The sequence below is a fragment of the Comamonas sp. A23 genome (assembly GCF_004522605.1).
GTDB classification, from domain to species: domain Bacteria; phylum Pseudomonadota; class Gammaproteobacteria; order Burkholderiales; family Burkholderiaceae_C; genus Comamonas; species Comamonas thiooxydans.
This window is the reverse complement of record NZ_RSDT01000003.1, coordinates 85981-112214: the sequence shown is the minus strand read 5'-3', so window position 1 is coordinate 112214 and position 26234 is coordinate 85981. Positions and strand designations below refer to the sequence as shown.

At 62.4% G+C, this 26234-nt stretch carries 27 protein-coding genes; 11 read left to right on the top strand and 16 right to left on the bottom strand.

Translation table 11 applies throughout. The annotated features are described in order from the left end of the window. The first annotated feature begins 177 nt into the window (after positions 1-177). The 3 genes from EIC84_RS08805 to glpK are packed head-to-tail and all read left to right on the top strand — an operon-like array spanning position 178 to position 2929. A complete protein-coding gene (locus tag EIC84_RS08805; protein ID WP_003068405.1) occupies positions 178-942 on the top strand; it encodes a DeoR/GlpR family DNA-binding transcription regulator in 765 nt (254 codons plus the stop codon). Next, positions 939-1418 (top strand): GNAT family N-acetyltransferase, encoded by a 480-nt coding sequence (locus EIC84_RS08800; protein WP_003068402.1) that lies wholly within the window; start codon positions 939-941, stop codon positions 1416-1418. Before EIC84_RS08805 ends, EIC84_RS08800 begins: the two co-directional genes overlap by 4 nt. 14 nt (positions 1419-1432) lie before the next feature. Beyond that, positions 1433-2929, top strand: a complete 1497-nt coding sequence (gene glpK / locus EIC84_RS08795; protein ID WP_003068397.1) for a glycerol kinase GlpK — start codon at positions 1433-1435, stop codon at positions 2927-2929. Between the two features lie 98 nt (positions 2930-3027). Here the strand turns inward: glpK and aqpZ are convergent, their stop codons facing one another. Then, positions 3028-3726, bottom strand: coding sequence for an aquaporin Z (aqpZ, locus tag EIC84_RS08790; protein WP_003068393.1), 699 nt, complete (start codon positions 3724-3726; stop codon positions 3028-3030). 100 nt (positions 3727-3826) lie between these two features. Here aqpZ and EIC84_RS08785 point away from each other — a divergent pair, with 100 nt between their 5' ends. Next, positions 3827-5005 carry an esterase-like activity of phytase family protein gene (locus tag EIC84_RS08785; RefSeq protein ID WP_034362850.1) on the top strand — a complete coding sequence of 393 codons (1179 nt, stop codon included), beginning with the start codon at positions 3827-3829 and terminating at the stop codon, positions 5003-5005. Between the two features lie 70 nt (positions 5006-5075). Continuing rightward, on the top strand, positions 5076-5915 hold the full coding sequence (gene proC, locus EIC84_RS08780; RefSeq protein WP_003068387.1) for a pyrroline-5-carboxylate reductase: 840 nt from the start codon (positions 5076-5078) through the stop codon (positions 5913-5915). 84 nt (positions 5916-5999) lie between these two features. Here proC and ubiA read toward each other — a convergent pair whose 3' ends face one another. The 5 genes from ubiA to recG form a co-directional block, all read right to left on the bottom strand. Continuing rightward, positions 6000-6881 (bottom strand): 4-hydroxybenzoate octaprenyltransferase, encoded by an 882-nt coding sequence (gene ubiA / locus EIC84_RS08775; RefSeq protein WP_003068384.1) that lies wholly within the window; start codon positions 6879-6881, stop codon positions 6000-6002. 50 nt (positions 6882-6931) lie between these two features. Beyond that, on the bottom strand, positions 6932-7780 hold the full coding sequence (locus tag EIC84_RS08770) for a phosphatase PAP2 family protein (RefSeq protein WP_003068381.1): 849 nt from the start codon (positions 7778-7780) through the stop codon (positions 6932-6934). A gap of 99 nt (positions 7781-7879) precedes the next feature. Beyond that, the gene (locus EIC84_RS08765) at positions 7880-8416 is read right to left on the bottom strand and encodes a Dps family protein (RefSeq protein WP_003068377.1); all 537 of its coding nucleotides are present in this window, start codon (positions 8414-8416) and stop codon (positions 7880-7882) included. Between the two features lie 66 nt (positions 8417-8482). Further along, on the bottom strand, positions 8483-9448 hold the full coding sequence (locus EIC84_RS08760) for a LysR substrate-binding domain-containing protein (protein WP_003068373.1): 966 nt from the start codon (positions 9446-9448) through the stop codon (positions 8483-8485). Positions 9449-9590: 142 nt separating this feature from the next. After that, on the bottom strand, positions 9591-11774 hold the full coding sequence (gene recG, locus EIC84_RS08755) for an ATP-dependent DNA helicase RecG (protein WP_034362848.1): 2184 nt from the start codon (positions 11772-11774) through the stop codon (positions 9591-9593). 148 nt (positions 11775-11922) lie between these two features. Between recG and EIC84_RS08750 the strand changes: the two genes are divergently transcribed. From EIC84_RS08750 to EIC84_RS08735, 4 genes are all read left to right on the top strand, one after another. Further along, the gene (locus EIC84_RS08750) at positions 11923-13134 is read left to right on the top strand and encodes an HD-GYP domain-containing protein (RefSeq protein ID WP_034362846.1); all 1212 of its coding nucleotides are present in this window, start codon (positions 11923-11925) and stop codon (positions 13132-13134) included. A gap of 87 nt (positions 13135-13221) precedes the next feature. Continuing rightward, positions 13222-14310 carry a tRNA preQ1(34) S-adenosylmethionine ribosyltransferase-isomerase QueA gene (gene queA, locus EIC84_RS08745; protein WP_003068363.1) on the top strand — a complete coding sequence of 363 codons (1089 nt, stop codon included), beginning with the start codon at positions 13222-13224 and terminating at the stop codon, positions 14308-14310. 126 nt (positions 14311-14436) lie between these two features. Further along, the gene (locus EIC84_RS08740) at positions 14437-15291 is read left to right on the top strand and encodes a Wzz/FepE/Etk N-terminal domain-containing protein (protein ID WP_003068360.1); all 855 of its coding nucleotides are present in this window, start codon (positions 14437-14439) and stop codon (positions 15289-15291) included. Positions 15292-15394: 103 nt separating this feature from the next. Beyond that, on the top strand, positions 15395-16321 hold the full coding sequence (locus tag EIC84_RS08735; RefSeq protein WP_237704502.1) for a DMT family transporter: 927 nt from the start codon (positions 15395-15397) through the stop codon (positions 16319-16321). Between the two features lie 20 nt (positions 16322-16341). On the opposite strand, the gene EIC84_RS08730 is transcribed toward EIC84_RS08735, so the two are convergent. After that, positions 16342-17079, bottom strand: coding sequence for a uracil-DNA glycosylase (locus EIC84_RS08730; protein ID WP_003068353.1), 738 nt, complete (start codon positions 17077-17079; stop codon positions 16342-16344). A 172-nt stretch (positions 17080-17251) separates the two neighbouring features. On the opposite strand from EIC84_RS08730, the gene EIC84_RS08725 reads away from it, so the two are divergent. Then, entirely contained in the window at positions 17252-17656 is a 405-nt protein-coding gene (locus EIC84_RS08725) for a winged helix-turn-helix domain-containing protein (protein ID WP_003068351.1), read from the top strand. A 21-nt stretch (positions 17657-17677) separates the two neighbouring features. Here the strand turns inward: EIC84_RS08725 and trpC are convergent, their stop codons facing one another. The 6 genes from trpC to trpE all read right to left on the bottom strand — a co-directional run bounded on the left by trpC (position 17678) and on the right by trpE (position 22192). Further along, on the bottom strand, positions 17678-18478 hold the full coding sequence (gene trpC / locus EIC84_RS08720) for an indole-3-glycerol phosphate synthase TrpC (RefSeq protein WP_003068349.1): 801 nt from the start codon (positions 18476-18478) through the stop codon (positions 17678-17680). Further along, positions 18471-18632, bottom strand: a complete 162-nt coding sequence (locus tag EIC84_RS25950) for a hypothetical protein (protein ID WP_003068347.1) — start codon at positions 18630-18632, stop codon at positions 18471-18473. Before EIC84_RS25950 ends, trpC begins: the two co-directional genes overlap by 8 nt. Then, a complete protein-coding gene (gene trpD, locus EIC84_RS08715) occupies positions 18629-19669 on the bottom strand; it encodes an anthranilate phosphoribosyltransferase (RefSeq protein WP_085960382.1) in 1041 nt (346 codons plus the stop codon). The genes EIC84_RS25950 and trpD overlap by 4 nt, the downstream gene beginning before the upstream one ends. A 111-nt stretch (positions 19670-19780) precedes the next feature. Further along, the gene (locus EIC84_RS08710) at positions 19781-20362 is read right to left on the bottom strand and encodes an aminodeoxychorismate/anthranilate synthase component II (RefSeq protein ID WP_003068342.1); all 582 of its coding nucleotides are present in this window, start codon (positions 20360-20362) and stop codon (positions 19781-19783) included. 4 nt (positions 20363-20366) lie between these two features. After that, entirely contained in the window at positions 20367-20696 is a 330-nt protein-coding gene (locus EIC84_RS08705) for a chorismate mutase (protein WP_003068340.1), read from the bottom strand. Further along, on the bottom strand, positions 20693-22192 hold the full coding sequence (trpE, locus tag EIC84_RS08700; protein WP_034362907.1) for an anthranilate synthase component I: 1500 nt from the start codon (positions 22190-22192) through the stop codon (positions 20693-20695). Before trpE ends, EIC84_RS08705 begins: the two co-directional genes overlap by 4 nt. 444 nt (positions 22193-22636) lie before the next feature. Here trpE and EIC84_RS08695 point away from each other — a divergent pair, with 444 nt between their 5' ends. Continuing rightward, entirely contained in the window at positions 22637-23242 is a 606-nt protein-coding gene (locus EIC84_RS08695) for a chalcone isomerase family protein (RefSeq protein WP_003068335.1), read from the top strand. A gap of 1 nt (position 23243) precedes the next feature. On the opposite strand, the gene speE is transcribed toward EIC84_RS08695, so the two are convergent. The 3 genes from speE to rpe all read right to left on the bottom strand — a co-directional run bounded on the left by speE (position 23244) and on the right by rpe (position 26208). Continuing rightward, positions 23244-24509: a polyamine aminopropyltransferase gene (gene speE, locus EIC84_RS08690; RefSeq protein ID WP_003068334.1), complete on the bottom strand. Its 1266-nt coding sequence runs from the start codon at positions 24507-24509 to the stop codon at positions 23244-23246. 138 nt (positions 24510-24647) lie between these two features. After that, on the bottom strand, positions 24648-25331 hold the full coding sequence (locus EIC84_RS08685) for a phosphoglycolate phosphatase (protein ID WP_003068333.1): 684 nt from the start codon (positions 25329-25331) through the stop codon (positions 24648-24650). A 196-nt stretch (positions 25332-25527) separates the two neighbouring features. Continuing rightward, the gene (gene rpe / locus EIC84_RS08680; RefSeq protein WP_003068332.1) at positions 25528-26208 is read right to left on the bottom strand and encodes a ribulose-phosphate 3-epimerase; all 681 of its coding nucleotides are present in this window, start codon (positions 26206-26208) and stop codon (positions 25528-25530) included. Positions 26209-26234: the final 26 nt, after the last annotated feature.

Below are 26234 nucleotides of genomic sequence, written 5' to 3'. Positions count from 1 at the left end.
GTGGATTCATTTTTGTTTTTTACCGGGCAATTCCATAGAAAATCACCCTATTAGAGGTTCGTTTGGATTCGCTCACAATCCCTGCACTGCCCGCTGCGGCTGGCGCGCTCCCCTATAGAGCTCTTCACCTGCAGCCCGTCCATGCGCCAATAGCACCTATATAACCAGTCATCAGTCATGAACAGCAATCCCCGCCAGTTGCAGCTTGTCGAAGAAGTCCGCGCCCGTCAGTCCACCTCGGTGGAGCAACTGGCAGAAATCCTCGGGGTCACGCTGCAGACCGTGCGCCGAGACATACAGAAGCTGGCCGATGCCGGCTTGCTGGTGCGCTTTCATGGCGGCGTGCGCGTGCCCAGCGCCACCGTGGAGAACCTGGCCCATACCCAGCGCCAGGTATTGCATGCCGAAGGCAAGATGCGCATCGCACGCGCCATTGCCGAAGCCATTCCCAACGGCTGCTCGCTGATTCTCAATATCGGCACCACCACCGAAGCGGTGGCCCAGGCCCTGCTGCAGCACAAGGGGCTGCGCGTCATCACCAACAACCTCAATGTTGCAGCCATCCTCAGCAGCAATGCCGATTGCGAGGTCATCGTCGCCGGCGGCGTGGTGCGCACACGCGACCGCGGCATTGTCGGCGAGGCGGCCGTGGACTTCATGCGGCAGTTCAAGGTGGACATTGCCGTGATCGGCATCTCGGCCATCGAATCGGACGGCAGCCTGCGCGACTTCGACCTGCGCGAGGTCAAGGTGGCCCAGACCATCATCGGCCAGTCGCGCGAAGTCTGGCTGGCAGCCGACCACAGCAAATTCAGCCGCCAGGCCATGGTGGAGCTGGCCCGACTGAATCAGATCGACCGCCTGTTCACCGACGTTGCGCCCTCCGCGCCATTCGATGCCCTGTTGCGCGATGCCGAGGTGCAATGCACCATCGCCCAATGAATGCTGCCCCCTATCTGATCCGCCCCGCGCTGCCCGAGGATGCAGCAGGCATTGCCCAGCTGCTGCACGATATAGGCTGGTTCAAGGCCTATGAAACCCATTCTGCCACCCAGAACACCGAGGCCGTGCAGGCGCTGCTGGACGAGCTGCAGGCCGGTCCGGAGCGCTCTCTGATGCTGGTGGCGCAAGACAGCCAGCAACGCATTCACGGCTACTGCGCCGTGCACTGGCTGCCGGTCGCCGTGCTGCAAGGATGGGAAGCTTATGTGAGCGAGCTGTTTGTCGCCGAGGCAGCGCGCGGTGCAGGCCTGGGCCAGCAGCTGCTGGACGCAGCCACCCAGGCTGCGCGCGAGCGCCATTGCATACGCATCTGGCTGGTCAACAACCGCGAGCGCCCTTCCTATGTGCGCGGCTTTTACTCCCGGCAGGGCTGGAGCGAGCAGGCCGAAATGGCGCGCTTTGTGCTCCCCCTCTGAATCACGGACAACCCATGACAACCTATCTGCTCGCCCTGGACCAGGGCACCTCCAGCTCCCGCTCCATCGTCTTCGACACGCAAGGCCGCATCGTGGCATCGGCCCAGCTGGAGCTGCCGCAGATCTACCCGCAGCCGGGCTGGGTGGAGCATGACCCGCGCGAGATCTGGCGCACCCAGCTGAGCACCGCCAAGGAGGCGCTGGCCAAGGCGGGCCTCAAGGCCGCCGATATCCGCTCGGTGGGCATTACCAACCAGCGCGAGACCACCATCGTCTGGAACCGCAAGACCGGCACGCCCATCCACCACGGCATCGTCTGGCAGGACCGCCGCGCCGAACCCACCTGCGTGCAACTGCGCGAAGCCGGCCACAGCGACACCATTCTGCGCAAGACCGGCCTGCGCATCGATGCCTATTTTTCAGGCACCAAGCTCAAGTGGCTGCTGGACAACGTGCCCGGCGCACGCGCCGCAGCGCAGGCCGGCGAGCTGGCCTTCGGCACGGTGGATTGCTGGCTGATCTGGCAGCTGACGGGCGGCAAGCGCCATGTCACCGATGTGAGCAATGCCAGCCGCACCATGCTCTTCAATGTGCACAGCAACCAGTGGGATGCCGATCTGCTGGCCCTGCTCGACATTCCTGCGGGCCTGATGCCCGAAGTCCTGCCCTCTGCCGCCGATTTCGGCCAGACGGCCGACGAGGTGCTGGGCGGCTCCATCAAGATCGGCGGCGTGGCCGGCGACCAGCAAAGCGCGCTGTTCGGCCAGGCCTGCTTCGACGCCGGCATGGCCAAGAACACCTATGGCACGGGTTGCTTCATGCTCATGCACACGGGCAGCAGCTTCCAGACCTCGAGCAACGGCCTGCTGACCACATCGGCCGCCCAGGCGGGCAGCCAGCCCCAGTTTGCGCTGGAAGGCAGCGTCTTCGTCGGCGGTGCCGTGGTGCAGTGGCTGCGCGACGGCCTGCAGGCCATCGAGCACAGCGGCCAGGTACAGCAACTGGCCGAAAGCGTGCCCGACAGCGGCGGCGTGATGCTGGTGCCGGCCTTTACCGGCCTCGGCGCCCCCTACTGGAAGCCCGATGCGCGCGGCACCATCACCGGGCTGACGCGCGGCACGACGATGGCCCATATCGCTCGCGCGGCCCTGGAATCCATTGCCTACCAGAGTGCGGCCCTGCTCGGCGCCATGAGCCGCGACGCCGTGGCCACGGGCGGCACGCCGGTCAGCGAGCTGCGCGTGGACGGCGGAGCCTGCGTGAACAATCTGCTGATGCAGTTCCAGGCCGACCTGCTGGGTATTCCCGTGGTGCGCCCGGCCTGCGTGGAAACCACGGCCCTGGGTGCGGCCTATCTGGCCGGCCTGTCCAGCGGCGTCTATCAGAGCACCGAGGAGCTGTCGGCTTTGTGGAAGGCCGAGCGCCGCTTCCTGCCCACGCTGAGCAAGGACCGCGCCGACGAGCTGATGCAGCGCTGGGAACAGGCCGTGCGCCAGACCACAGCGCAGTAAAGCCGCTGCACTGGGCGCTGGCCAGGCAAGCGCTCAAGCCATCAAAAAAGGGATGCCAAGGCATCCCTTTTTGCTTGTGCAGCAGCCGCGTTGAACGCTCAGTCTTCGTCACCCAGCAGCGCCTTGTGAATCACGGCACCGATGATGGCGCCCACGATGGGAGCCAGCCAGAACAGCCACAGTTGCTCCAGCGCGATGGCCGGCCCGAACAGCGCCGGGCCGGTACTGCGGGCGGGGTTGACCGAGGTATTGGTCACGGGAATGGAGATCAGGTGAATCAGCGTCAGGCACAGGCCGATGCTCATACCCGCAAAGCCCACGGCAGCCTTCTTGGTGGTGGAGCCCAGGATCACCAGCAGAAACACTGCGGTCAGCACCACTTCGGTCACCAACGCCGCCGCCATATTGAACTTGCCCGGCGAGTGATCCCCGTAGCCGTTGGTGGCCAGATCGGCCACCTGGGCGCCGGCCTTGCCACTGGCAATGAAATACAGCGCGGCGGCCGCCACAATGGCACCCAGCACCTGGGCAATGATGTAGCCGGGCAGCTCGGCAAAGCGAAAACGCCCCGCCACTGCCAGACCGACGGAGACCGCTGGATTGAAGTGACCGCCGGAGACGGGACCGAAGGCGTAAGCGCCTGTCAGCACCGTCAGGCCGAAGGCAAAGGACACACCCAGCAGGCCGATGCCCACTTCGGGAAAGGCCGCTGCCAGCACCGCGCTGCCGCAACCGCCAAATGTCAGCCAGAAAGTACCCAGAAACTCCGCCGACCATTTTTTGACATTGGATGCCATGATTGCTCCCTATTTCCGATGGCGTTGTCCGTGCAGCCCCGCGCGGCACAGAAATGCTGGCATCTTAGAAAGCGATCAGCGAAAAGTACAAGGCACAAATGTGAACAATCCACGACAGCTCTGCCTTTGGGGCCTCTCGTTGATCTGCGCCTGCCTCGCTGCCTGCACGACGGCGTCGCTCGCACCCCACCGCATCTGCAGCACATCCGAGGCTCGGCCCTGGTCCCTGCTTGGGGAAATCCGCTGGCAGCACGACAAGCAGTTTGCCGACACACCAGTGGGCGGCCTGTCCTCGATCGACTACGACGCGGGCAGCAATCTGTACTACCTGGTCAGCGACGACCGCTCCGCCCACGGGCCGGCGCGCTTTTACACGGCGCGCATCGAATACGACGCCAGCGGCCTGCACCAGGTCAGGCTGCAAAATGCCCGACCGCTGCTCAGCCCTGCCCAGGCCCCCTACCCCAGCCACCGCCAGCCCCTGCCCGGCATCGCGACGCCCGACGCGGAAGCCCTGCGCGTGCTGCCGGGAGGACAGTCCCTGCTGTGGAGCAGCGAGGGCGACTTCACACGCGGATTCGGCCCGCAATTGCTGCAATCGAGCAAGGATGGACACTGGCTGCGCGAATGGCCGCTGCCGCCCGAGCTGGACCTGCCGAGCAGCAAGACCCAAGGGCCGCGCAGCAACTTCACGCTTGAAGGTCTGGCGCTGAGCCAGGATGGCCGAACGCTCTGGCTGGCCATGGAGGCAGCGCTCAGACAAGACGGGGCCCTGCCCGCAGCTGACCACTCGGGCGGCCCGGTGCGCATCACCGCCTATGACATGGGCACGCAGCAGCCCGCGCGCCAGCTTGCCTATCTGCCCGATGCCCTGCCTGCCGACCTGTGGCTGCAACACGGTGCCATCAACGGCATCAGCGCCGTGCTGGCCGACGGCCCTGAACACCTGCTGGTGCTGGAGCGCTCCTTTGCGCCACCGCTGCGCTTCGGCGCCCGCATCTACCGCATCAGCACCCGCGCCGACGCCAGCAGTGACACGCTGGGCCAGAGCCGGCTGCAGCCTGGCAGCTACCAGCCCGCCGACAAGAAGTTGCTGCTGGACCTGGCGGATGCAGGCCTGCAATCCGTGGACAACCTGGAGGGCTTGAGCTGGGGACCACCGCTGCCCGATGGCCGACGCGTGCTGCTGCTGGTCAGCGACAACAACTTCAACCCCGCCGAAGTCACCCAGTTCGTCGCATTGAGCGAGGAGCCCGGCCGCTGCGGCACAGGTTTATAGTGCCGTTCTGCACCTGAAATCCGAATACAGGCTTGCCCACTTGCTGCATTGCAAAGCGAATCGAACCATCATGAGCCAGACCGACCACTCGACCTCCGTCTTCCCTCCCATCGCCTTTATCGGCGGCGGCAATATGGCCAGCGCCATCATCGGCGGCCTGATCCGCCAGGGCGTTCCGGCCAGCAGCATCACCGTGGTCGAGCCTTTTGAAGCCACGCGCGCTGCGATCAAGACCAGCTTCGGCATCGACGCCCTGCCCGCCGCCACCGAGGCCCTGCAAAGCGCCCAGCTGGTGGTCTGGGCCGTCAAGCCCCAGAGCTTCAAGGAAGCGGCCGCTCCCGTTGCCGCCCACACCCGCCACGCCCTGCACCTGAGCGTGGCGGCCGGCATCACCACCGACAGCATTGCGGCCTGGACCGGCACCCACCGCATCGTGCGCGCCATGCCCAATACACCGGCCCTGGTGGGCAAGGGCATGACGGGCCTGTTCGCCCGCCCCGAGGTCGATGCCCAGGGCAAGGCCCTGATCGAAACCGTGATCGGCAGCACCGGCGAACTCAGCTGGGTGGACAAGGAAACCCATCTGGATGCCGTGACGGCCATCTCCGGCTCCGGCCCGGCCTATGTATTCCTGTTCCTCGAAGCCATGACCCAGGCGGGTGTCGACATGGGCCTCAGCGCCGAGCAAAGCTACAAGCTGGCCGTGGCCACGTTTGCGGGCGGCTCGGAACTGGCGGCACGCTCCAGCGAAAGCGCCGAAGTGCTGCGCCAGCGCGTGACCAGCAAGGGCGGTACCACCTACGCGGCCATCACTCATATGCAGGAGCAGAAGTTGCCCGAGCATTTCATCGAAGCCATGCGCAAGGCTCAGATCCGCGCACAGGAGCTGGCCGCCGAGTTCGGCAAATAAAGAAAACCGGCCTCGGCCGGTTTTTTTGAGTCATTCAGGCATTCATCGCTTATCAGTCAAGCGCTTTCAGCTATCAAAACAGGACTATTTCAACGCAAACCCTAGCGCCACACCCGCAAAGATTGCGGCGCCAATCCAGTGGCTCTTGCTGAAGGCGACAAAACAGCCTTCGCGCGTGCGGTCCTTGATCAGGCTGAAATGCCAGACGATCTGGGCCGCTGCCACGCCCATGCCCAGCCAGAAGGGCCAGCCCAGTTGATAAGGAGCCAGCACCCAGGCGATCAGCCCCCAGCACAGGACAAAGAACAGCATGATCGCCGCGACATCGAAACGGCCCAGGGTGATGGCCGAGGTCTTCATGCCGATCTTGAGATCGTCATCGCGGTCCACCATGGCGTATTCGGTGTCATAGGCCAGCACCAGAAACATATTGGCCAGCCACAGCGTCCAGGCCGTGGCACTGACCTCGCCCGTCACCGCCGCAAACGCAATCACGATGCCGAAATTGAAGGCAATGCCCAGAAAGGCCTGAGGCATGGCAAAAAAGCGCTTGGTGAAGGGATAGAGAATCGTGAACAGCACGGCAGGCACCGACCAGGCCACGGCCTCCCAGCGTGTGGACAACACCAGGCCGAAGGCCACCAGCGTGAGCACCAGGCCGACCATGGCGGCTTCCCTGACCGAGATCTGGCCGCTGGTGATGGGGCGCTGGGTGGTGCGTTTCACATGCCTGTCGAAGTCGCGGTCGGCAATATCGTTGATGGTGCAGCCCGCGCTGCGCATCAGCACCGTGCCCAGCACAAAGACCACGAGCAGATGCCAGCCCGGAAAGCCCTGGCCGGCCACCCACAGTGCCACCAGTGTGGGCCAGACCAGCACCAGCCAACCCGCAGGGCGGTTGAAGCGGATCAGATCAAGATACAGCGACAGCTTGGAGCGCGGCGAAGCAGGGATGGAGGCGGACATGAGACGGGTTCCGAAAGGCAGGAGATCACGACCGGGCCCCCAGGCCACGATCAGCGCAGCGGCAATTGTGCCTCGGCCTGCGGCGGCCCGATGGCGCCGCCCCCATGCTCGACACGGTCTGTCAACCAGAGCACCAGGGCCGTCCAGCCCAGGCCCAGGCACAGGCCCGCCAGCACATCGCTGGCATGGTGCACGGACAGCAGCACGCGGCTCAAGCCCGTGCTCAGGGCCAGCAGCGTGGCCCCCGCAAAGACCCAAGTCCGCCAGCGCCGCGGCAGGTGACGAGCGGCCAGCCAGGCCAGCATGCCGAAAATCGCTGCCGTGCCCGCGCTATGGCCGCTGGGAAAGCTGAAGCCGGCCTCATGCACCAGCCCGTCCAGCGGACGCGCGCGCTGCATGGTCCCCTTGATGAAACGCACCCACAGTCCGGTGCCGGCCACCGCCACCACCCAGCTCAGCAGCTGCAGACCCTGGCGCCGCCACAGCAGCCACAGGCCCACAACCAGACTCAGCAACCCCATGACGCGCAAATCCCCGAGCAGGGTCCATGCCCGCACCAGAGGCTGCAGCATGGGCGGCAGGGCCGCGCTCACCGCGCGCTGCAGCTTCAGGTCCAGGGCCATCAGCCCCTGAGGCGGCAGCACCGACTGGGACTGGTGCACGCCGACGCTCAGCAGGGCCAGAAGCACAGCGGCCAGTGCCGCCACCGCTAGCAAGCGACCGCCATCCGGCCTGAAGTCCGCGCTGCGGTCCTGCCACAGCCACTCGGCCCGGCCCTGCGCACGGCAACGCAGCATGCAGGCCCCAACCAGCAGTAGCAGCAGCAACACCCAGATGACATGACTGTCCACCCATTGCGCCAGCAGGACCACGGGAGTCGCTGCAGAAAACACAGACATTCCTTTCAAAAGCAAAAGCGAAAAAGCCCTGACGGGCCTCCAGAGGCTAGCCCGTCAGGGCTTGGGGAAGACCGGGACGAGCTGCTGCCGCGGCGCGGCTCACTCCTCGAGCAGGGAGCGCAGCATCCAGGCAGTCTGCTCGTGCACGGCCAGACGCTGGGTCAGCAGATCGGCCGTGGGCTCGTCGCCGGCCTTGTCGGCACGTGGGAACAGCTGGCGAGCCGTGCGCGCCACGGCCTCGTGGCCCTGCACCAGGATGCGCACCATCTCCAGGGCCTTGGGCGGCTGGGCCGGGGCATCGGGCAGGCTGGTGAGCTTGCCGAACTGGGCATAGGAGCCAGGTGCATGGTGGCCCAGTGCGCGGATGCGCTCGGCCACGGGATCGACGGCATTCCACAGCTCGGTGTACTGCGCCATGAACATGGTGTGCAGCGTGTTGAACATGGGCCCCGTGACATTCCAGTGGAAGTTGTGCGTGGTCAGGTACAGCGTATAGGTGTCGGCCAGCAGCGCCGACAGCCCCTTGGCGATGGCGGCGCGGTCCTCGTCGCTGATGCCGATATGGATGCCTGCGGGCACCTGCGGCGCGGCGTCCGACTTTTGTTTCTGCGATTTGTCCTTGCCTTGCTTGGTCATGCACTCACCTTTCAGGTTTAACGAATCCAGGCTCCCGCCCTCTTCGAGCCGCTAAAGCCACGCTTATTACGACAGACGCTGCACCCCCGGCAGCGGGCAGGCGTAGACGGCATTGCGCAGTGCGGCAATCGCCTCATAGCGCGTGAAGCTGCGTCGCCAGGCCAGCACCACACGGCGGGTGGGCGGCGCAATGCCGTCTTCCTCATGAATCGGAAGATAGCGAATATGAGGCTCATCGGCGCGGCGACGGCGCTCAATGGGAGCCAGTGCATCCTCGGGCACGGACAGTCGCGGCACCAGGGTCACGCCCATGCCGGCGGCCACCATATATTTGATGGTTTCGAGAGAGGAGCCTTCGAAGGTGCGGCGAATGCCCTCGGAGTTGCTGGCATAGCGCGCGAATTCGGGGCAGACCTCGAGCACATGGTCGCGGAAGCAGTGACCCGCGCCCAGCAGCAGCATGGTCTCGTTCTTGAGATCCGTGGTGGACAGGCTTTTCTTCTGCGCCAGCGGGTGGGTGCTGGGCACGGCGGCCATGAAGGGCTCGTCGTACAGCGGAGCCAGTGCCAGACCGGTATCGGGGAAGGGCTCGGCCATGATGGCGCAGTCAATCTCGCCCGTGCGCAGCATCTCCAGCAACTTGACGGTGAAGTTCTCCTGCAACATCAGCGGCATCTGCGGCGTCATATTGATGGAGTTGCGCACCAGATCGGGGAGCAGATAGGGGCCTATGGTGTAGATCACGCCCAGGGTCAGAACGCCTGACAGCGGGTCCTTGCCACGCTTGGCAATTTCCTTGATCTCATTGGCCTGCTCGAGCACGCTTTGGGCCTGGCGCACGATCTCCTCGCCCAGCGAGGTCACCGAGACTTCACCGGCACTGCGCTCGAAAATCTTGACATCCAGCTCTTCCTCCAGCTTCTTGATCGCCACGGACAGCGTAGGCTGGGACACATAGCATGCTTCGGCGGCGCGGCCAAAGTGCTTTTCCCGCGCAACGGCCACGATGTACTTCAATTCGGTAAGAGTCATAGAGAGGGGGTCTTTGGGATTCTCATTAACAGCATTGATTCATCCTGTTTTTGCATTCAATCACAAATTGCCAAGGCAAAAGATTACATATATTCCTGCAAAAACGTAACTCTTTACGTCTTCAAACGCAGGTTTGGGTATTTCAGGCCTTTAAATATTCGGCCTTTCCACCCAGCCAGCGGCTGACATGGCGTGCAGCCAGCGCAGGAAACTGCTCAAGCATAAGCGGTGCCAGCTCGCGCGCCCAGTCCAGCAGCATCACGTCCTGCTCGAGATCGGCAAAGCGCAACATGGGTGCGCCCGACTGCCGGGCGCCGAGAAACTCTCCCGGGCCGCGAATCTCCAGATCCCGCCTCGCGATCTCGAAACCGTCATTGGTCTCGGCCATGGCCCGCAGGCGTTCCTTGCCTGTATCGGACAGGCGCCCGTTGTCATTGACCGAATACAGCAGCACACAGGCCGAGGCTGCAGCGCCGCGCCCCACACGGCCGCGCAACTGGTGCAGCTGCGAGAGGCCGAAACGCTCCGAGTGTTCAATGACCATCAACGAGGCATTGGGCACGTCCACACCCACCTCGATCACCGTGGTGGATACCAGCACTCCCATGACGCCGGCAGAAAACAGCTCCATCACGGCCTTTTTCTCGGCCGTGGGCATGCGCGAGTGCAGCAGACCCACCATGACACCAGGCAGCATTTCGCTCAAATATTCATGGGTAGCCGTGGCATTCGACAGATCCAGCGCTTCGCTCTCCTCGATCAACGGGCAGACCCAATAGACCTGACGCCCACTGGCGACCTGGGCGCCGATGCGCTCGATCACCTCGTCCTTGCGGCTGTCCGAGATCAGCTTGGTGACGATAGGCGTGCGCCCTGGCGGCAGCTCGTCGATGGTGGAGACATCGAGGTCGGCGTAATAGCTCATAGCCAAGGTACGGGGAATCGGTGTGGCGCTCATCATCAGCAAATGTGGCTCCATTCCCGTGGCCGCGAGCTTTTGCCGAAGCGCCAGACGCTGGGCCACGCCAAAGCGGTGCTGCTCGTCGATCACGGCCAGGGCCAGATTCTTGAACTGCACCTGCTCCTGAATCACGGCATGGGTACCCACGACCAGCGCCGCCTCGCCGCTTTCCACCAGCGCCAGCATCGCGGCGCGCTCCTTCTTTTTCTGGGCGCCGGCCAGCCAGGCGACCTTTTTGCCCAGCGGCGCCAGAATCGGCTCCAGCCAGCCGACCAGCTTCCCGAAATGCTGCTCGGCCAGGATTTCGGTCGGAGCCATCAACGCGCATTGCCAGCCGGCCTCGATACAGGCCACGGCAGACAGTGCTGCCACCACCGTCTTGCCCGAGCCCACATCGCCCTGCAGCAAACGATGCATGGGAATACGGCGTTCCATATCGGCTCGAATCTCTCCCACCACTCGCTGCTGCGCCCCCGTCAGGCCAAACGGCAGTTGTGCCAGAAACTGCTGGGTCAAATCAGCCATGCCGGCCTGCGGCCTGAGCACGGGCGCGCGCAAGCGGGCGCGCTCGCGCTTGGCCTCGTACTGGGACAGCTGCTGGGCCAGCAACTCTTCCGCCTTGAGTCTTTGCCAGGCCGGGTGGGAATGATCCTCCAGCGTAACCAAGGCCACATCGGGCGTTGGATGGTGCAGAAAAATGAGCGCATTGCGCAAGTCATATGCCGGCTGCAGTCCATTTTGACCATAGAACTGCGCAATGGGAGGCGACTGCCCCGGTGGCAAGGTCTCGGACAGATCGGCACGCAACAGCGCCGAGGCAATGGCCCGGCGCAGATAGGCCTGGGGCAAACTGGCAGTGGCGGGATAGACCGGTGTCAGCGCCGTGGGCAGCTCGCCGCCCGCCACCCGGAATGCAGGGTGCATCATCTGCCGCCCCCAGAAACCGCCCTTGACCTCGCCGCGAATGCGCAGGCGCGCCCCGGGCGCCATGGTCTTTTGCTGTGACGGATAGAAGCTGAAGAAGGTCAGCAGACAGGTGCTGCTGCCATCATCCACGGTGACCTTGAGCATGCGCCTGGGGCGCAGCTGCACCTCGCTGTGCGTGACCGTGGCTTCGATCTGCACCGTCTCGCCATCACGCGCGTTCTTCAGCCGCACGATGCGGGTTTCGTCCTCATAGCGCAGCGGCAGATGCAAAGCCAGATCGATATCGCGCGTCAATCCCATCTTCTGCAAGGCCTGCTGCGCAGGGCTGACGGTCTTTTTGGGAGCTGCATCCTGGTCCATGCCCGCCTTTTTCTCACGAGCGGCAGCGCGCTTGACAGCAGACTTCGGCTCGGTAACAGGCTTTTTTGACACAGACAACTGAGACTCCTTGACTACACTCCCCGCGACAGGGAAAGCAATGTATGTATATACAGCATATTCAGGTTCGCAAACAACTGCCGCCAGCGCAATAACGTCAAAATCGCTACCATTCTCAAATTGTTACTATGTGTTTCCTCGTAAATCCATGTTGAAGCGAGTTGATGTCGAGCACCTGCGCCCGGGGATGTTTGTGCACGAGTTCTGCGGCTCGTGGATGGAGCACCCCTTTTTGCGTACCCGCCTCCTGCTCGATCAGCCCAGGGACCTGGAACGCCTGCTTGCCACCACCATCCGCCAGGTGTGGATAGACACCGGCAAGGGGGCCGACATCGCCCCCGACATCACGCCCGCAGAAGTCTTGGAGTCGCCAGGCGACGAAGCTGTGCCCAGCTCGCCGGTACGGCCCACCAGAACCAGCGTGGAGTTGCAGCAGGCCCATCAGATCATTGGGCAGGCACGTGATGTGCTCAAGACCATGTTCAAGGACGTTCGCCTGGGCCGTCCGCTGGACCTGCCTGCCTCAGGTCTGCTGGTCGACGAGATGGCCGAGTCGATCAAGCGCAACCCCCACGCCCTGATCAGCCTGGCGCGACTGAAGACTGCGGACAACTACTCCTATATGCACAGCATTGCGGTGTGCGCGCTGATGATTGGTCTGGCACACCGCATGGGTCTGGACGAGCACCAGGTGCATCAGGCCGGTATCGCAGGCCTGCTGCACGATATCGGTAAAAGCAGAGTGCCGCCGGATGTTCTCAACAAGCCTGGGCCGCTGGATGCCGAGGAATGGGTCATCATGAAGTCCCACCCTCGCTGGGGCTACGAAATCCTGTTGCCTCAGGGGCTGGACGACGCCGTTACCGACGCCTGCCTGCATCACCACGAAAAAGTCGACGGCACGGGCTATCCCGACGGACTGAAGCAGGACGAGATCAGTCTGATGGCGCGCATGACGGCAGTCTGCGATGTCTATGACGCAATCACCTCGGATCGCCCCTACAAGCAGGGCTGGCACCCGGCCATCGCGCTGCAGCGCATGGCGCAATGGGCGCCCCATCATTTCGACAAGGCCATCTTCGAGCAGTTTGTCCAGACGGTGGGCATCTACCCGCTGGGCTCGCTGGTGCGGCTGCAGTCGCAGCATCTTGCCGTGGTGCTGGATGTCTCGCCGACCTGTTTGCTGACCCCGAAAGTGCGGCGCTTTTACTGCCTCAGCCAACAGCGCCGCATCACACCCGAGATTCTCGATCTGGCTTGCCCCCTGGCCAACGACAGCATAGTCGGGCGCGAAGACCCTGCCGACTGGCCCTTCAGGAATCTCAACGAGCTCTGGAATCCAGCCGCTGCTCAGCCCTGAAGCCGGCAGCCCTAATGGCGATTTGCGACAATCACCCACTTGTTTGATTGAACTTGGAACGGGCCTCGTACGGCCCTCAAGCACCGCATGTCTTCCTGCCCCCGTGAATTCACACTCAGCGATTTCGACTTCGACCTGCCCGAATCCCTGATTGCCCAGCATCCCACCGCCGTTCGCAGCGCCTCGCGCCTGCTTGACGGCCGCAGCCTCCCTGCCACCGACCGCATCTTCCGCGAACTGCCCGATCTGCTGCAGCCCGGCGACCTGCTGGTCTTCAACGACACCAAGGTCATCAAGGCGCGCGTCTTCGGCGAAAAGGCCAGCGGCGGCAAGATCGAGCTGCTGGTCGAGCGCGTGCTGCAGAACAACGAGATCGTGGCCCATATGCGCGTGAGCAAAAAGCCCTTGCCCGGTGCCAAGATCCATCTTTGCGGCGGCCTCAAGAACGGCGGGTTCGAAGCCACCCTGCTGGGCCGCTGGCCGGACGAGAACGGGCCGCTGTTCCATCTTTCCTTCAAGGGCAACCAGGGCGAATCGCCCTATGAATTGCTGGAGCAGTTCGGCCACCTGCCGCTGCCGCCCTATATCGAGCGCCAGCAAAACGCCGAGCACGATCCTGATGAAAAAGAAGACAGCGAGCGCTACCAGACCGTGTTCGCAGCCCACCCTGGTGCCGTAGCCGCACCGACCGCCGCCCTGCATTTCGACGAGACCGTTCTGGCCGCCCTGCAAGCCAAGGGCGTGGAACGCGCCAGCGTCACCCTGCATGTGGGTGCCGGCACCTTCCAGCCCGTCAAGACCGAAAACCTTGCCGATCACACCATGCACAGCGAGTGGTACGACATTCCCCTGCCCACATTGGCCGCCATGGAGCGCTGCCGCCAGCGCGGCGGCCGCATCATTGCCGTGGGCACCACCACGGTGCGCACGCTGGAGTCCTGGGCCAAGTACGGCAATATCAGCGGCGACACCAGCATCTTCATCACACCGGGCTTTCAGTACCAGGTGGTCGACATGCTGATCACCAACTTCCATCTGCCCAAAAGCACGCTGATGATGCTGGTCAGCGCTTTTGCGGGCTATGAGCACATCATGGGCATGTATCAGCATGCGATTGCCCAGCATTACCGCTTCTTCAGCTATGGAGACTCCATGCTGCTGGAGCGCCGGCGCTGATCTGCAACACATTGGAGCCGCTGTGCCGGCTCCTGGCATAAGGAGTTACAGAAACACTGGGTCCAATCTTTTCTTAGTGGTAGATTTCATCGTTTTGTCAAAGTGCTTATTCATTTAGAAAAATCGATGGAAGTTCAAACCCCACAAGATGAAGAGCTGGATCTGCTGGATCTATTGGTCACTCTCGCAGAAAACTGGAAAATTCTGATTTTCGGCCCGCTATTGGCTGGCATTGCGGCTTACGGAATCGGTCTGGCGATCCCCAAGACCTACGAGAGCAGCGCATCGGTTCAGGTGGAGCGTCCCGGCTCCAGCTTTACCGCCCCCATGGCCGCCAGCCTGGCCATGTCTGCTGACGTGCTGCATCAGATTGCCCCTGTTGCGGGCCTGGACGATGGCCTGACCAAGGAAGAAATCTATAAAAAGCTCAGCAAGCGCATCACCGTCAATGTCGGCAAGCAGGACAAGCTGCTGAATATTTCAACGCAGGCCAAATCGCCCGAAGCGGCTCAAAAGCTCAACCAGGCACTGCTGGACACCTTGTTTCCCCTGAGCAAGCCACGCGGTCTGGAAAAAAAGCAGCTGGAGGTGCAGCTGGCCTCCGAGAAGACACGCCTGGAGGAGTCGCTCAAGCTGGAGCATGACACCTCCGCCAATCTCTCCTCCGGCAAAAGTGTCACCGAAGCCACCAGCCGCCTCTATGGCGAACTGCTGACCGCGAACAGCAATCGCCAAAAGGGGATTCTGGACATGGAGCGTCGCCTCGGAGGTCTGGACAACGACGATGTGATCCAGATGCCGACCCTGCCCGAACTTTCCATCAAGCCCAAGAAGTCCATGCTGGCCATTGGTGCGGCTGTGGGCACCGGTTTCCTGCTGCTGCTGTTTGTCTTCATCCGGCAAGCGCTGCGCACCGCCAAGGAGTCTTCGACCGAGCAGGCCGAAAAAATTGCGCGTATTCGTAACGCCATGCCCTGGTAATCCTTCATCACCCCATCCAGTGCCCGCACCTAACAGTGCGGGCATTTTTATGGGCGTCACAACCAAAGCCGACAACTTCGCCCCCTAGAATTCCTCGCTTCTCTTGTCGCAAATCGCTACGGACATGTTCCCCGGCTGGCTCTCTCCCACACTTTCCCCGTCAGCGCAGTCTGCCATCCGCGGCGTTCTGCTCACCATATTCGCCTGTGCGCTGTTTGCCGTTCTGGATAGCGCCACCAAGTTCACGGGAACGCTGCTTCCGGTTCTCATGGTTTTGTGGCTGCGCTTCACGGCCCAGGCTCTGGTCACCAGCGTGCTGGTTTTGCCTCGGCACGGCCTTTCGGCACTGAGAACCCGGAACTTGAGCTTTCAACTTCTGAGAGCGATCTCGGGGCTGTTGACCACGGTCTGCGCCTTTTTCTGCATAAAGAACATGCCTTTGGCCAATTTCACGGCCATCTGGTCAGCAGCGCCGCTGTTTATCGTGGTGGCCTCGGCGCTCTTTTTCAAAGAGCAGGTCAGTCCTGCCCGTTGGTCGCTGCTGGTGATCGGTCTGCTGGCAGTGATTGCCATCGTCCGGCCGGAAAACGATGGACAGCCCTTGGGCCTGGCCGCCCTGTGGCCTGTTGGTCTGCTGGTATCGGGCACCACCTACCAGGTCCTAGGAAGTCGCCTGTCGCGCCTGGATTCACCTCCGACCACCCAGCTTTACTCGACCTGGCTGCCCTTGCTTCTGACCACGCCTCTCATAGGCTTTGTATGGCAACCCGTCGATCACTGGCAGATCTACGCAGCGGCGGCTGTGATGGGCCTTTGCAGCGGCATTGGCCACCTGATGCTGCTGCAGGCTTACACCCACGCCACGCCCGCAACCGTGGCCCCTTTCCTCTACAGCCAGATAGGCTTTGCCATGCTGATGGGCTGGCTGTTTTTCGGGCAGCTTCCCGACAGCACATCGCTGATCGGAATGACGGTAGTAACGCTCAGCGGCCTGATGGGCGTCTGGCTTGGAATCAGGGAAAAGCGCTGAGACAGCCCAATCCGGCCATCTCAATAGCCGTGTCTGAGCTTGAACTCCCTGGCCTTGCCGAAGTGCCCGTTACCGATAAAGGGCACGGGAGGCCTCAGGGCCGATAACGGCGAAGGGTGGTTGCTCATCAGCACCAGATGACCACGATCCTGAGGAATGAACACACGCTTGGACTGGGCGTGCGAGCCCCAGAGCATGAAGACCGTGGGCCGCCCCTGCTCGGCGACATACCGGATGATGGCATCGGTCAGCTCTTCCCAGCCTTTTTTGGCATGGCTTGCGGCCTGCCCTTCTTCCACCGTCAGACTGGTGTTGAGCAGCAGTACACCACGCTGAGCCCAGCTCACCAGACTGCCGCCTGGCTGGGGAAACGCCGGAAACGGCGTGCCCAGTTCGCGCTGCATTTCCTTGAAGATGTTCTGCAACGATGGCGGAACGCGCACCCCGGGTGCTACAGAAAATGCCAGACCCTCGGCCTGCCCACGACCATGATAGGGGTCCTGCCCCAGGATCACGACACGCACCTCCTCGGCGGGCGTCAATTCCAGGGCCCTCAGGGGCTTGGGTGGAAAAATCACGGCCCCTTCATCCAGTCTTTGCTGCAAAAACTGCAGCAAGCCCTGGCCTGTGCTCCCTGCAAAGAAAGAGTCGACAACGGCTTGCCAGTCTGGCGAGACAGGCCAGTCCTGCGGATCTGCACTCATCAACTGGGTAGGCGCAGCGGTGTTGGCACTCATGCTCTGGCTAGTGAAGTTCATGCCTGGATTTTCTCAACTTCCAGAGTCATCTCGAATGATTTCCTCAAGGGTTCTCACCTATTTCTAGGCTCAAAATACCTGATTTCAGTGAGTGACACATTCTGACAATTTGCAAAGAATCGACTCCAACATAGCTGACCACTTGGCGGCTCAGGCTCACAAGGAGTTATTCATGCACACATCTTCTGCCAGTCACTCACAAGCCTCTGCCGTGCAGGCCTTCTTTTCCTGCGCCCGCCCTGCGTTCACCTTGAGTCCCCAGGGCTTCAAGTTTGCCGACTGGGAGTTGAGGCTGCGCTCGCGCAGCCTCATCAGCGCTGCCGGGCATGAGGTGGGACTGACCAAGAGCGAGTTCGCGCTGCTGTTGGCCCTGCTCAAACGTCCCAGGCAAATCATGAGTCGTGAGCAGATCATGGATCTGACGCAGGCCGAAGACGATGTCTTTGACCGTGCCATCGATGTGCAGATGCTGCGCTTGCGCCGCAAGGTCGAAGCATCGAGCCGCGCGCCCACGCTGCTCAAGACCAAGCGTGGTGCCGGCTATTTTCTGGATGCCGATGTGCAGGTTCTGCGCTGAACCCGCACAGCAGCCAATCGCTCACTGAAACAACTGGGCCAGGGCCTCGCCCGGCTCGCGGGCACGCATAAAAGCCTCGCCCACCAGGAAGGCGTCAATGCCGGCGTCACGCATGGTCTTCACATCGTCGCGGCTCAGGATGCCGGACTCGGTCACCAGCAGGCGATCTGCAGGCACATCCTTCTTGAGGGCAATCGTGGTCTGAATATCGACCTCGAATGTGCGTAGATTGCGGTTGTTGATGCCCACCAGCGGCGTCTTGAGCTTGAGAGCACACTGCAACTCCTCGCCGTCATGCACTTCCACCAGCACATCCATGTCCAGGCTGTGCGCAATCTGCTCCATCTCCGCCATCTGCGCATCATCCAGGCAGGCGGCGATCAAGAGCACGCAGTCGGCGCCCATCACCCGAGATTCGTAGATCTGATAGGGGTCGACCATGAAGTCCTTGCGCAGCACCGGCAGCAGCGTGCTCGCGCGGGCCTGCTTGAGATAGTCTGGTTGCCCCTGGAAGAACTGGCGATCGGTCAGCACCGACAGGCAGGCCGCACTGATCTTGCCGTCGCCCACCATATAGCTCTGGGCGATGTCGGCAGGATCGAAGTCGGGACGGATCACGCCCTTGCTGGGACTGGCCTTCTTGACTTCGGCGATCACACCGGCCTGTCCCTTGGCAATCTTGGCACGGATGGCGCCCACGAAATCGCGCGTGGAGACACGGCTTTCCGCATCGCGGCGCATCTCGGCAAACGGCACGGCCTTCTTGGCAGCGGCAACTTCCTGGACCTTGACGTCGCAGATTTTCTTGAGAATGTCAGACATGGTTTTCCTTGTTGGTGGAGGCATCCGCTGGGCCGCGCAAGACCTTCACGATGACGCGGTGCATGCCTATGCCCACCACGATGAACAGCAGGGAGAGGCCCAGCACGATCCAGGTGCCGGCATCGCTCCAGATGGGCGCATCCAGCAGGCTCATGCGGCTGTGCCGAGCTTTTGCGAATAGGCCACCAGCTCCTTGAGCTTGGCCAGTGCCGCGCCGCTATCGATGGCCTTCTGCGCACGCTCCAGGCCCTCTTCGATAGAGCCGGCCACATTGGCGGCATAGAGGGCGGCGCCGGAGTTGAGACAGACGATATCGCGCGCCGGGCCTTGGTCCCCCTGCAGCACGCCCATCAGCATGGCCTTGGACTCCTCGGGATTCTCGACCTTGAGCGAGCGCGTACCCGCCATGCGCAGCCCGAAGTCCTCGGGATGGACTTCATACTCGCGCACCACGCCGTCCTTGAGCTCGCCGACCAGCGTGCCCGCGCCCAGGCTGATTTCATCCAGGCCGTCGCGGCCATAGACGACCAGCGCATGCTCGGCTCCCAGGCGCTGCAGGGCACGCACCTGAATGCCGACCAGGTCTTCGTGGAACACGCCCATCAGGATATTGGGCGCGGATGCCGGGTTGGTGAGCGGACCCAGGATGTTGAAGATGGTGCGCACGCCCAGTTCCTTGCGCACGGGGGCCACGTTCTTCATGGCCGGATGATGGTTGGGCGCAAACATGAAGCCTATGCCCACATCGCGTATGCAATCGGCGATCTGCGCGGCGTTGAGGTTGATGTTGACGCCCAGCGCCTCCATGGCATCGGCACTGCCCGACTTGCTGCTGACGCTGCGCCCGCCATGCTTGCTCACCTTGCCGCCCGCTGCCGCAATCACAAAGGTCGAGCAGGTGGAGATGTTGAAGGTGTTGGCGCCGTCGCCGCCGGTGCCGACGATATCGACCAGATTCCTCTTGTCGTGCACGTTCACCTTGTTGGAGAACTCGCGCATCACCTCGGCCGCAGCCGAGATCTCGCCAATGGTTTCCTTCTTCACGCGCAAGCCGGTGATGATGGAGGCCGTCATCACCGGCGAGAGCTCGCCGCGCATGATCATGCGCATCAGATGCAGCATTTCGTCATGGAAGATTTCACGATGCTCGATGGTTCGCTGCAGCGCTTCCTGGGGAGTGATCATTGCAATATCTCTCTATGTTTTTGGGAGCTGCTTGCGCTTACCTTCACTTGATTTCCCATTGTTTTCATTCTGAAATCAAGCAGTAGCAAACGTTAGCAGCTATCAATAAATCGACAGTTATTTCTGGTCGAGAAAGTTCTTCAGCATGGCATGGCCGTGCTCGGTCAGAATGCTCTCGGGGTGAAACTGCACGCCCTCGATGGCCAGCTCGCGGTGGCGAACCCCCTGGATTTCACCATCTTCGCTGGTCGCCGTGATTTCAAGGCACTCGGGCAGCGTGTTCCGGTCGATGACCAGAGAGTGATAGCGGTTGACCGTGAACTGCCTGGGCAAGTCGGCAAACACGCCCTTCTGGTCGGTGCTGATCACGCTGGTCTTGCCGTGCATCTGCTGGCCCGCCCGGATGATGTCGCCGCCAAAGGCCGCGCCGATGCTCTGGTGACCCAGGCAGACGCCCAGAATCGGCAGCTTGCCCGCGAAATGCTTGATCGCCGCCACCGAGATGCCCGCCTCGTTGGGCGAGCAGGGGCCGGGCGAGATCACCAGCCGCTCGATGCCTTCGCGCGCGATCAGCGCCTCGACTTCGGCCACCGTGGTTTCGTCATTGCGCACCACGGTCACCTCCGCGCCCAGCTCGCCAAAGTACTGGACGATGTTGTAGGTAAAGCTGTCGTAGTTATCGACCATCAGCAGTTTCATGGTCTTACTCCCCTGATTTCTTGGGTTCACGCAGGCGCGCAAATTCCTGGTGTTCGTAGGCGATGCAGGCTTCCATCAGCGCGCGATAGACGGTCTCCATCACATCGGGCTGGCCGCCTTCCTGCGCCGTGCGCTCACGCACGCGGCTGACGATGGCTTCGATGCGCGCCTCATCGCGCACCTGGCCCACGTCCCCCTTGATGCGCGCCGCCTGCTGCATATAGCCGATGCGCGTGACCAGCAGCGGCACCAGTACATCGTCGAGCGCATTCACATTGCGGCGCACATCTTCCATGGTGGTGCAGTGCTGCACCAGATCAATGGCTTGGCTCATTCCAGACCTTCCTCAACCAGTTCTGCGGCGCGCAACAGGGCGCGGGCCTTGTGCTCGGTTTCTCTCCATTCCAGCTCGGGCACGGAGTCGGCCACCACGCCGGCAGCGGCCTGCACATAGAGCACGTTGTCCTTGATGACGCCGGTACGGATCGCAATCGCCAGATCCATGTCGCCGGCAAAGCTCAGATAGCCGCAGGCACCGCCGTAGATGCCGCGCTTGCTGGGCTCGAGCCGGTCGATGACTTCCATGGCATGCACCTTGGGAGCGCCCGTCAGCGTGCCTGCAGGGAAGGTGGCCTTGAAGACGTCCATATTGTCCATGCCGTCCTGCAAGATGCCTTCCACATTGCTCACGATATGCATGACATGGCTGTAGCGTTCCACGGCAAAGGCTTCGGTCACCTTGACGCTGCCGGTCCTGGCAATGCGGCCGATATCGTTGCGCGCCAGATCGATCAGCATCACATGCTCGGCACGCTCCTTGGGATCGGCAATCAGCTCCTGCTCGGTGGTCTTGTCGGCCTCCACCGTATTGCCACGCGGACGGGTGCCGGCCAGGGGCCGAATCGTGACCTTCTGGCCGTCGGGCGTGCGCTCCTGGCGCACCAGAATCTCCGGGCTGGCTCCCACCACATGGAAATCTCCGAAATGGTAGAAGTACATATAGGGGCTAGGGTTGAGCGAGCGCAGCGCGCGGTACAGCGACAGCGGCGAGGCCGTGAAACGCTTATGAATGCGCTGGCCCACCTGCACCTGCATGAAGTCGCCCGCCGCGATCAGCTCCTTGGCCTTTTGCACGGCGTCCAGATAGTCCTGCTTGTCGAAGCTGCGCTCTGCGGGATAGCTCTCGCCGGCACGGATCTGCGGCGCGCTGACGGAATAGCGCAGCTGGTCCTTGAGCTGGCGCAGACGCTTCTTGGCGCGGGTATAGGCTTCGGCCTCACCGGGGTTGGCGTAGACGATGAGGTAGAGCTTGCCCGATAGGTTGTCGATGACGGCCACCTCTTCACACTGCAGCAGCATGATGTCGGGCGTGCCCAGACTGTCGGGCGGGCAGCTGCTCTCCAGCTTTTTCTCGATGTAGCGCACGGCGTCATAGCCGAAATAGCCGGCCAGACCGCCGCAAAAGCGCGGCATGCCGGGCGTGACGGCAACCTTGAAGCGCTGTTGATAGGCCGCAATGAAGTCCAGCGGATTGCCGCCGGCTGTCTCCACCACCTTGCCGTCGGTCACGACCTCGGTCCTGGCCTGGTCACCGAAGCCCGAGGCGCGCACAAAGCTGCGTGCCGGCAGGCCGATGAAGCTGTAGCGACCGAAGCGCTCGCCGCCGACGACGGATTCCAGCAAGAAGCTGTACTTGCCGTCGCCATTGGCATGGGCCAGCTTGAGATAGAGGGACAGCGGGGTTTCGAGGTCGGCAAAGGCCTCGATCAGCAGGGGGATGCGGTTATAGCCTTGGGCCGCAAGTGATTTGAATTCCAGTTCCGTGATCACGGGAGAAGCTCCGGGAGTCATGGCGCATGGTGCATCTGCACGGATTGATTACGGGCAGATGACGCGTTTGAAGAAAGGATGCGCCGGTTCATTCCAATTGGCCCGAAGTATGCAAAGCATGGGGCCGCGGGGTGCACGCCGGGCTCGTGCCGGGTGCTTCAGCAGTTCGGATGTGCAGGCTTACGCCAGGGCCAGGCTCCCCGGTCTCCACAACCTGCATTGAACGTGCGATGAATGAACATGATGCGGACAGTGTAGCGCATAGCGCCGCCGCGCAAACAATGACGCTCCATGCCATGCAATGACTTCCATGCTGGGGACAGACCTGATTGCGGCAATCACGGGCAAAAACAAACATACCGCTTTCACCGGAACGCGGGCCCACAGCGCGCAAAGCGAAGCGGTCACCAGAACTGCTCGGCCGGAAATCACGAGGAGACAGCCATGCCCAGTGCCCGTTTGATGCCAGCCCTGCTGCTGGCAGCCGCTCTTGCCTGCCCGGCCGCTCAGGCACAAGGCATGCCCTCCGAGCCCGTGAAACTTCATGGTGTGATCTATGCCCCCAGCTTGCAATCCCAAGGCAGGACGCTGGAACTCAATGGCGCAGGCACCCGCTACAAGGCCGTTTTCAAGGTCTATACCGCCGGCCTGTATCTGGAAAAACCGGCACGCAGCCTGCAGGAAATCGCCGCCCTGCCCGGGCCCAAGCGCATCAGCGTGACCATGCTGCGCGATATCGATTCGGCCGAGCTGGGCAAGCTGTTCTCACGCGGCATGGAAGACAATATGGAGCGGGCCGCCTTCTCCAAGGTGATTCCGGGGGTGATGCGCATGAGCGAGATCTTCACCCAGCACAAAAAACTGCTTGCGGGCGAGAGCTTCATGGTGGACTGGCTGCCCGGCCAGGGCGCCATCGTGACCGTCAAGGGCCAGCCTCAGGGCGAGGCTTTCAAGGAGCCCGAGTTCTTCAATGCCCTGTTGGGCATCTGGCTGGGCCCCAAGCCCGCCGATCAGCAGCTCAAGAAAGCGCTGCTGGGCGAGGCTGGCTGACTCACTTGAGCAGCTCGCGGTAATAGTTGGGCAGCGCAAACAGCGCGCCGTGCACCTGCTCGTTGTAGTACTGCAGATCCCGCACCCTGCGCTGCCTGAGGCGCTCGGCCACTTGCTGCGCCTTCAGCTCCAGCGGATCCAGCTCATCGGAGGCCACGGCCAGCCCCCAGTAAGCGCCGTAAAGCGGAATATAGAGGCCGTAGCAGCGCACCACGGCAAACTGCTGGCGCAGGCTGCGCACCAGCTCGGCCACCTGCGGACCGTGGAAGACAGGGCTGCCCAGATGCAGCACCAGCGCGCCGCCCGGCGCCAGCACGCGCTTCATGCGTGCCAGCGAATCAAGCGCGTACAAGGCGCTGGCTGGCGTGTCGGGGTCGGTCAGATCCATCAGTGCCAGATCAAAGCGCTCATCGGTTGCCTCCATCAGGGCCAGACCGTCGCCTATGCAGACTTCAACACGGGCATCATCGAGCGCACCGCGATGTACGGCCTGCAGATGCTGGCGCGAGAACTGCACCACGGCCTCGTCCAACTCGGCCAGCACCACGCGCTCGATGCTCGGATGCTTGAGCAACTCCTCGGCAGCACCACCATCGCCCCCACCCAGAATCAAGGCCTTGCGCGGCGCGGGGTGGGCCATGGCGGCCGGGTGCACCAGGGCCTCATGATAGAAAAACTCCTCGCCCTCGGAGGTCATGAAGCAATCATCCAGACGCAGCACCTTGCCGAACTGCGGCGTCTGCAGCAACTCCAGCTTCTGGTACGAGGTCTGCAGCGTCTGCAACGCCGTCGCACGATAGCCAAAGCGTGCATGGGGCGTGAGCTGCTCCAGGGCCCATCCGGATTCTGGCTCGGGTGCAGGGTCCACGTCATGGTCTGCCGGCTGCGCCATGCCGATGTCGCCGCGCATCAATTGCTGGCGCAACACCTTTTTCGGCGCAAAAGCGTCGATCACGCCTTCCATCAGCCTGCGGGCCTTGCCCGAGTTGTCGGCCGAAAAATTGCACACGTAGACGTCAATGGTGACACTGCCCGTCTCAGGCCAGGTATGTATGGCCAGATGGGACTCCGCCAGCAGCACCGTACCCGTCACCCCGCCGGGCTGGCCTTCATAGGGCGGGAACTTCACCCAGGTGTCATCCACCAGGGTCAGCCCCGAGGCCGCAGTCTGTTCGCGGCAAAGCCCGGCGATGGCGTCGGCATCGAGCATGTAGCGCTCATGGCCTGCGCATTGGTAAAGGTCGGCAGTCAGGTGCAATCCGTGCATGTGGCGTGAGTCCCCCTTCGTTCTCTGCCGGCTGCAAGGCGATGCACGAGCCGACATGGGTTCAAACAAAGCAAATGACTCTAGCAAATATGCTTATCCGCACTCTTTCTTGCCAGATATGCGGACCAACAGACGGCATCACACCACAAGCTGCTCCAGCGAATCCAGATGGGCCCTGGCCTCGACCGCCGTGATGGGCTGGCCGTGGTTGTAGCCGTAGGTCATCAGCACCACGGGGCAGCCGGCGGCATGGGCGGCCTGGGCATCGTTGCTGGAGTCGCCCACCATCAGCGTGCGAGCGGGTTCGCTGCCCAAGGCCTTGCAGGTTTCGACCAGCGGCATGGGGTCGGGCTTTTTGCGCGGGAAGGAGTCGCCACCGAACACGCAGTCGAAAAAGCCGTCCAGCCCCTTGGCGGCCAGCAGGGGCTGGGCAAAGGACAGGGGCTTGTTGGTCAGACAGGCCATGCGCAAGCCCAGGGACTGGAGTGCCTGCAGACCTTCGGCCACGCCCGGATAGACATCGGCAAACTGGCCGTTGATGGCCAAGTAATGGTGCTCATAACGCTGCCAGGCGCGGGGATACAGGGCATCGATGTCCGGCGCCTCCACATGCGCCAGCACGGAGCGGATCAGATGCTCGCTGCCCTTGCCCACCATGTTCTCGATGATCTGCGGCTTGATGGCCGGCAATTGCAGATCGGCCAGCATGCGGTTGAGCGCTTCGGCAAAGTCGCCCAGCGTATTCACCATGGTGCCATCGAGGTCGACCATGACGGCATCCAGTTCCAGGGCGGCGGCGGGAGCAGGCAGATTCAGCTTCATACAACTATCAATTCAATAGCTGCATGCGCTTTTCAATATTGGGCTTGCAGCCAAAAACACTAAAACTTTCATACCCCGACTCCAATAGCCGCGCTCTTGCATCGAGCGCAGCCGAAGTCAGGGCAGGAAACCAGGCCTGGGCGGCCTCGCCACCTCGGTGCGAAGGAGCTGCGGGGCGCAGCACCTTAAGCGGGAGTCAGGCCAGATTCTTGCGCATGGTGTCGATGACAGCCTTGTAATCCGGCTTGCCGAAGATGGCGCTGCCAGCCACAAAGGTGTCGGCACCGGCATCAGCCACGGCGCGGATATTGGCTTCCTTGATGCCGCCGTCCACTTCCAGGCGAATGTCTTTGCCAGAAGCATCGATCAACTTGCGGGCCCTTTCGATCTTGCGCAGCGTGCTATCAATAAAGCTTTGACCGCCGAAGCCGGGGTTCACGCTCATCAAGAGGATCAGGTCGATGTCTTCGATCATCCAGTCCAGCACCTCCAACGACGCGGCGGGATTGAACACCAGACCGGCCTTGCAACCGTGTGCCTTGATGTTCTGAACGCTGCGGTGCACATGCTGCGATGCATCGGGGTGAAAGCTGATGTAGTCCGCTCCTGCCTTGGCAAAGGCCGTGGCGAGATCGTCCACGGGCTGCACCATCAGATGCACGTCGATGGGCACGGGCTTGCCATCAGGTGTGACCGAATGGGGCTTCAAAGCCTGACAGATCATGGGGCCGAAGGTCAGATTCGGCACGTAATGGTTGTCCATCACGTCAAAGTGGATCCAGTCGGCGCCGGCCGCAATGACATTACGCACTTCTTCACCCAGACGGGCGAAGTCGGCTGACAGGATGGAGGGGGCAATACGGTAGGTGGGGCTCATGGATTGCAATTGTCGCAGTTACCATT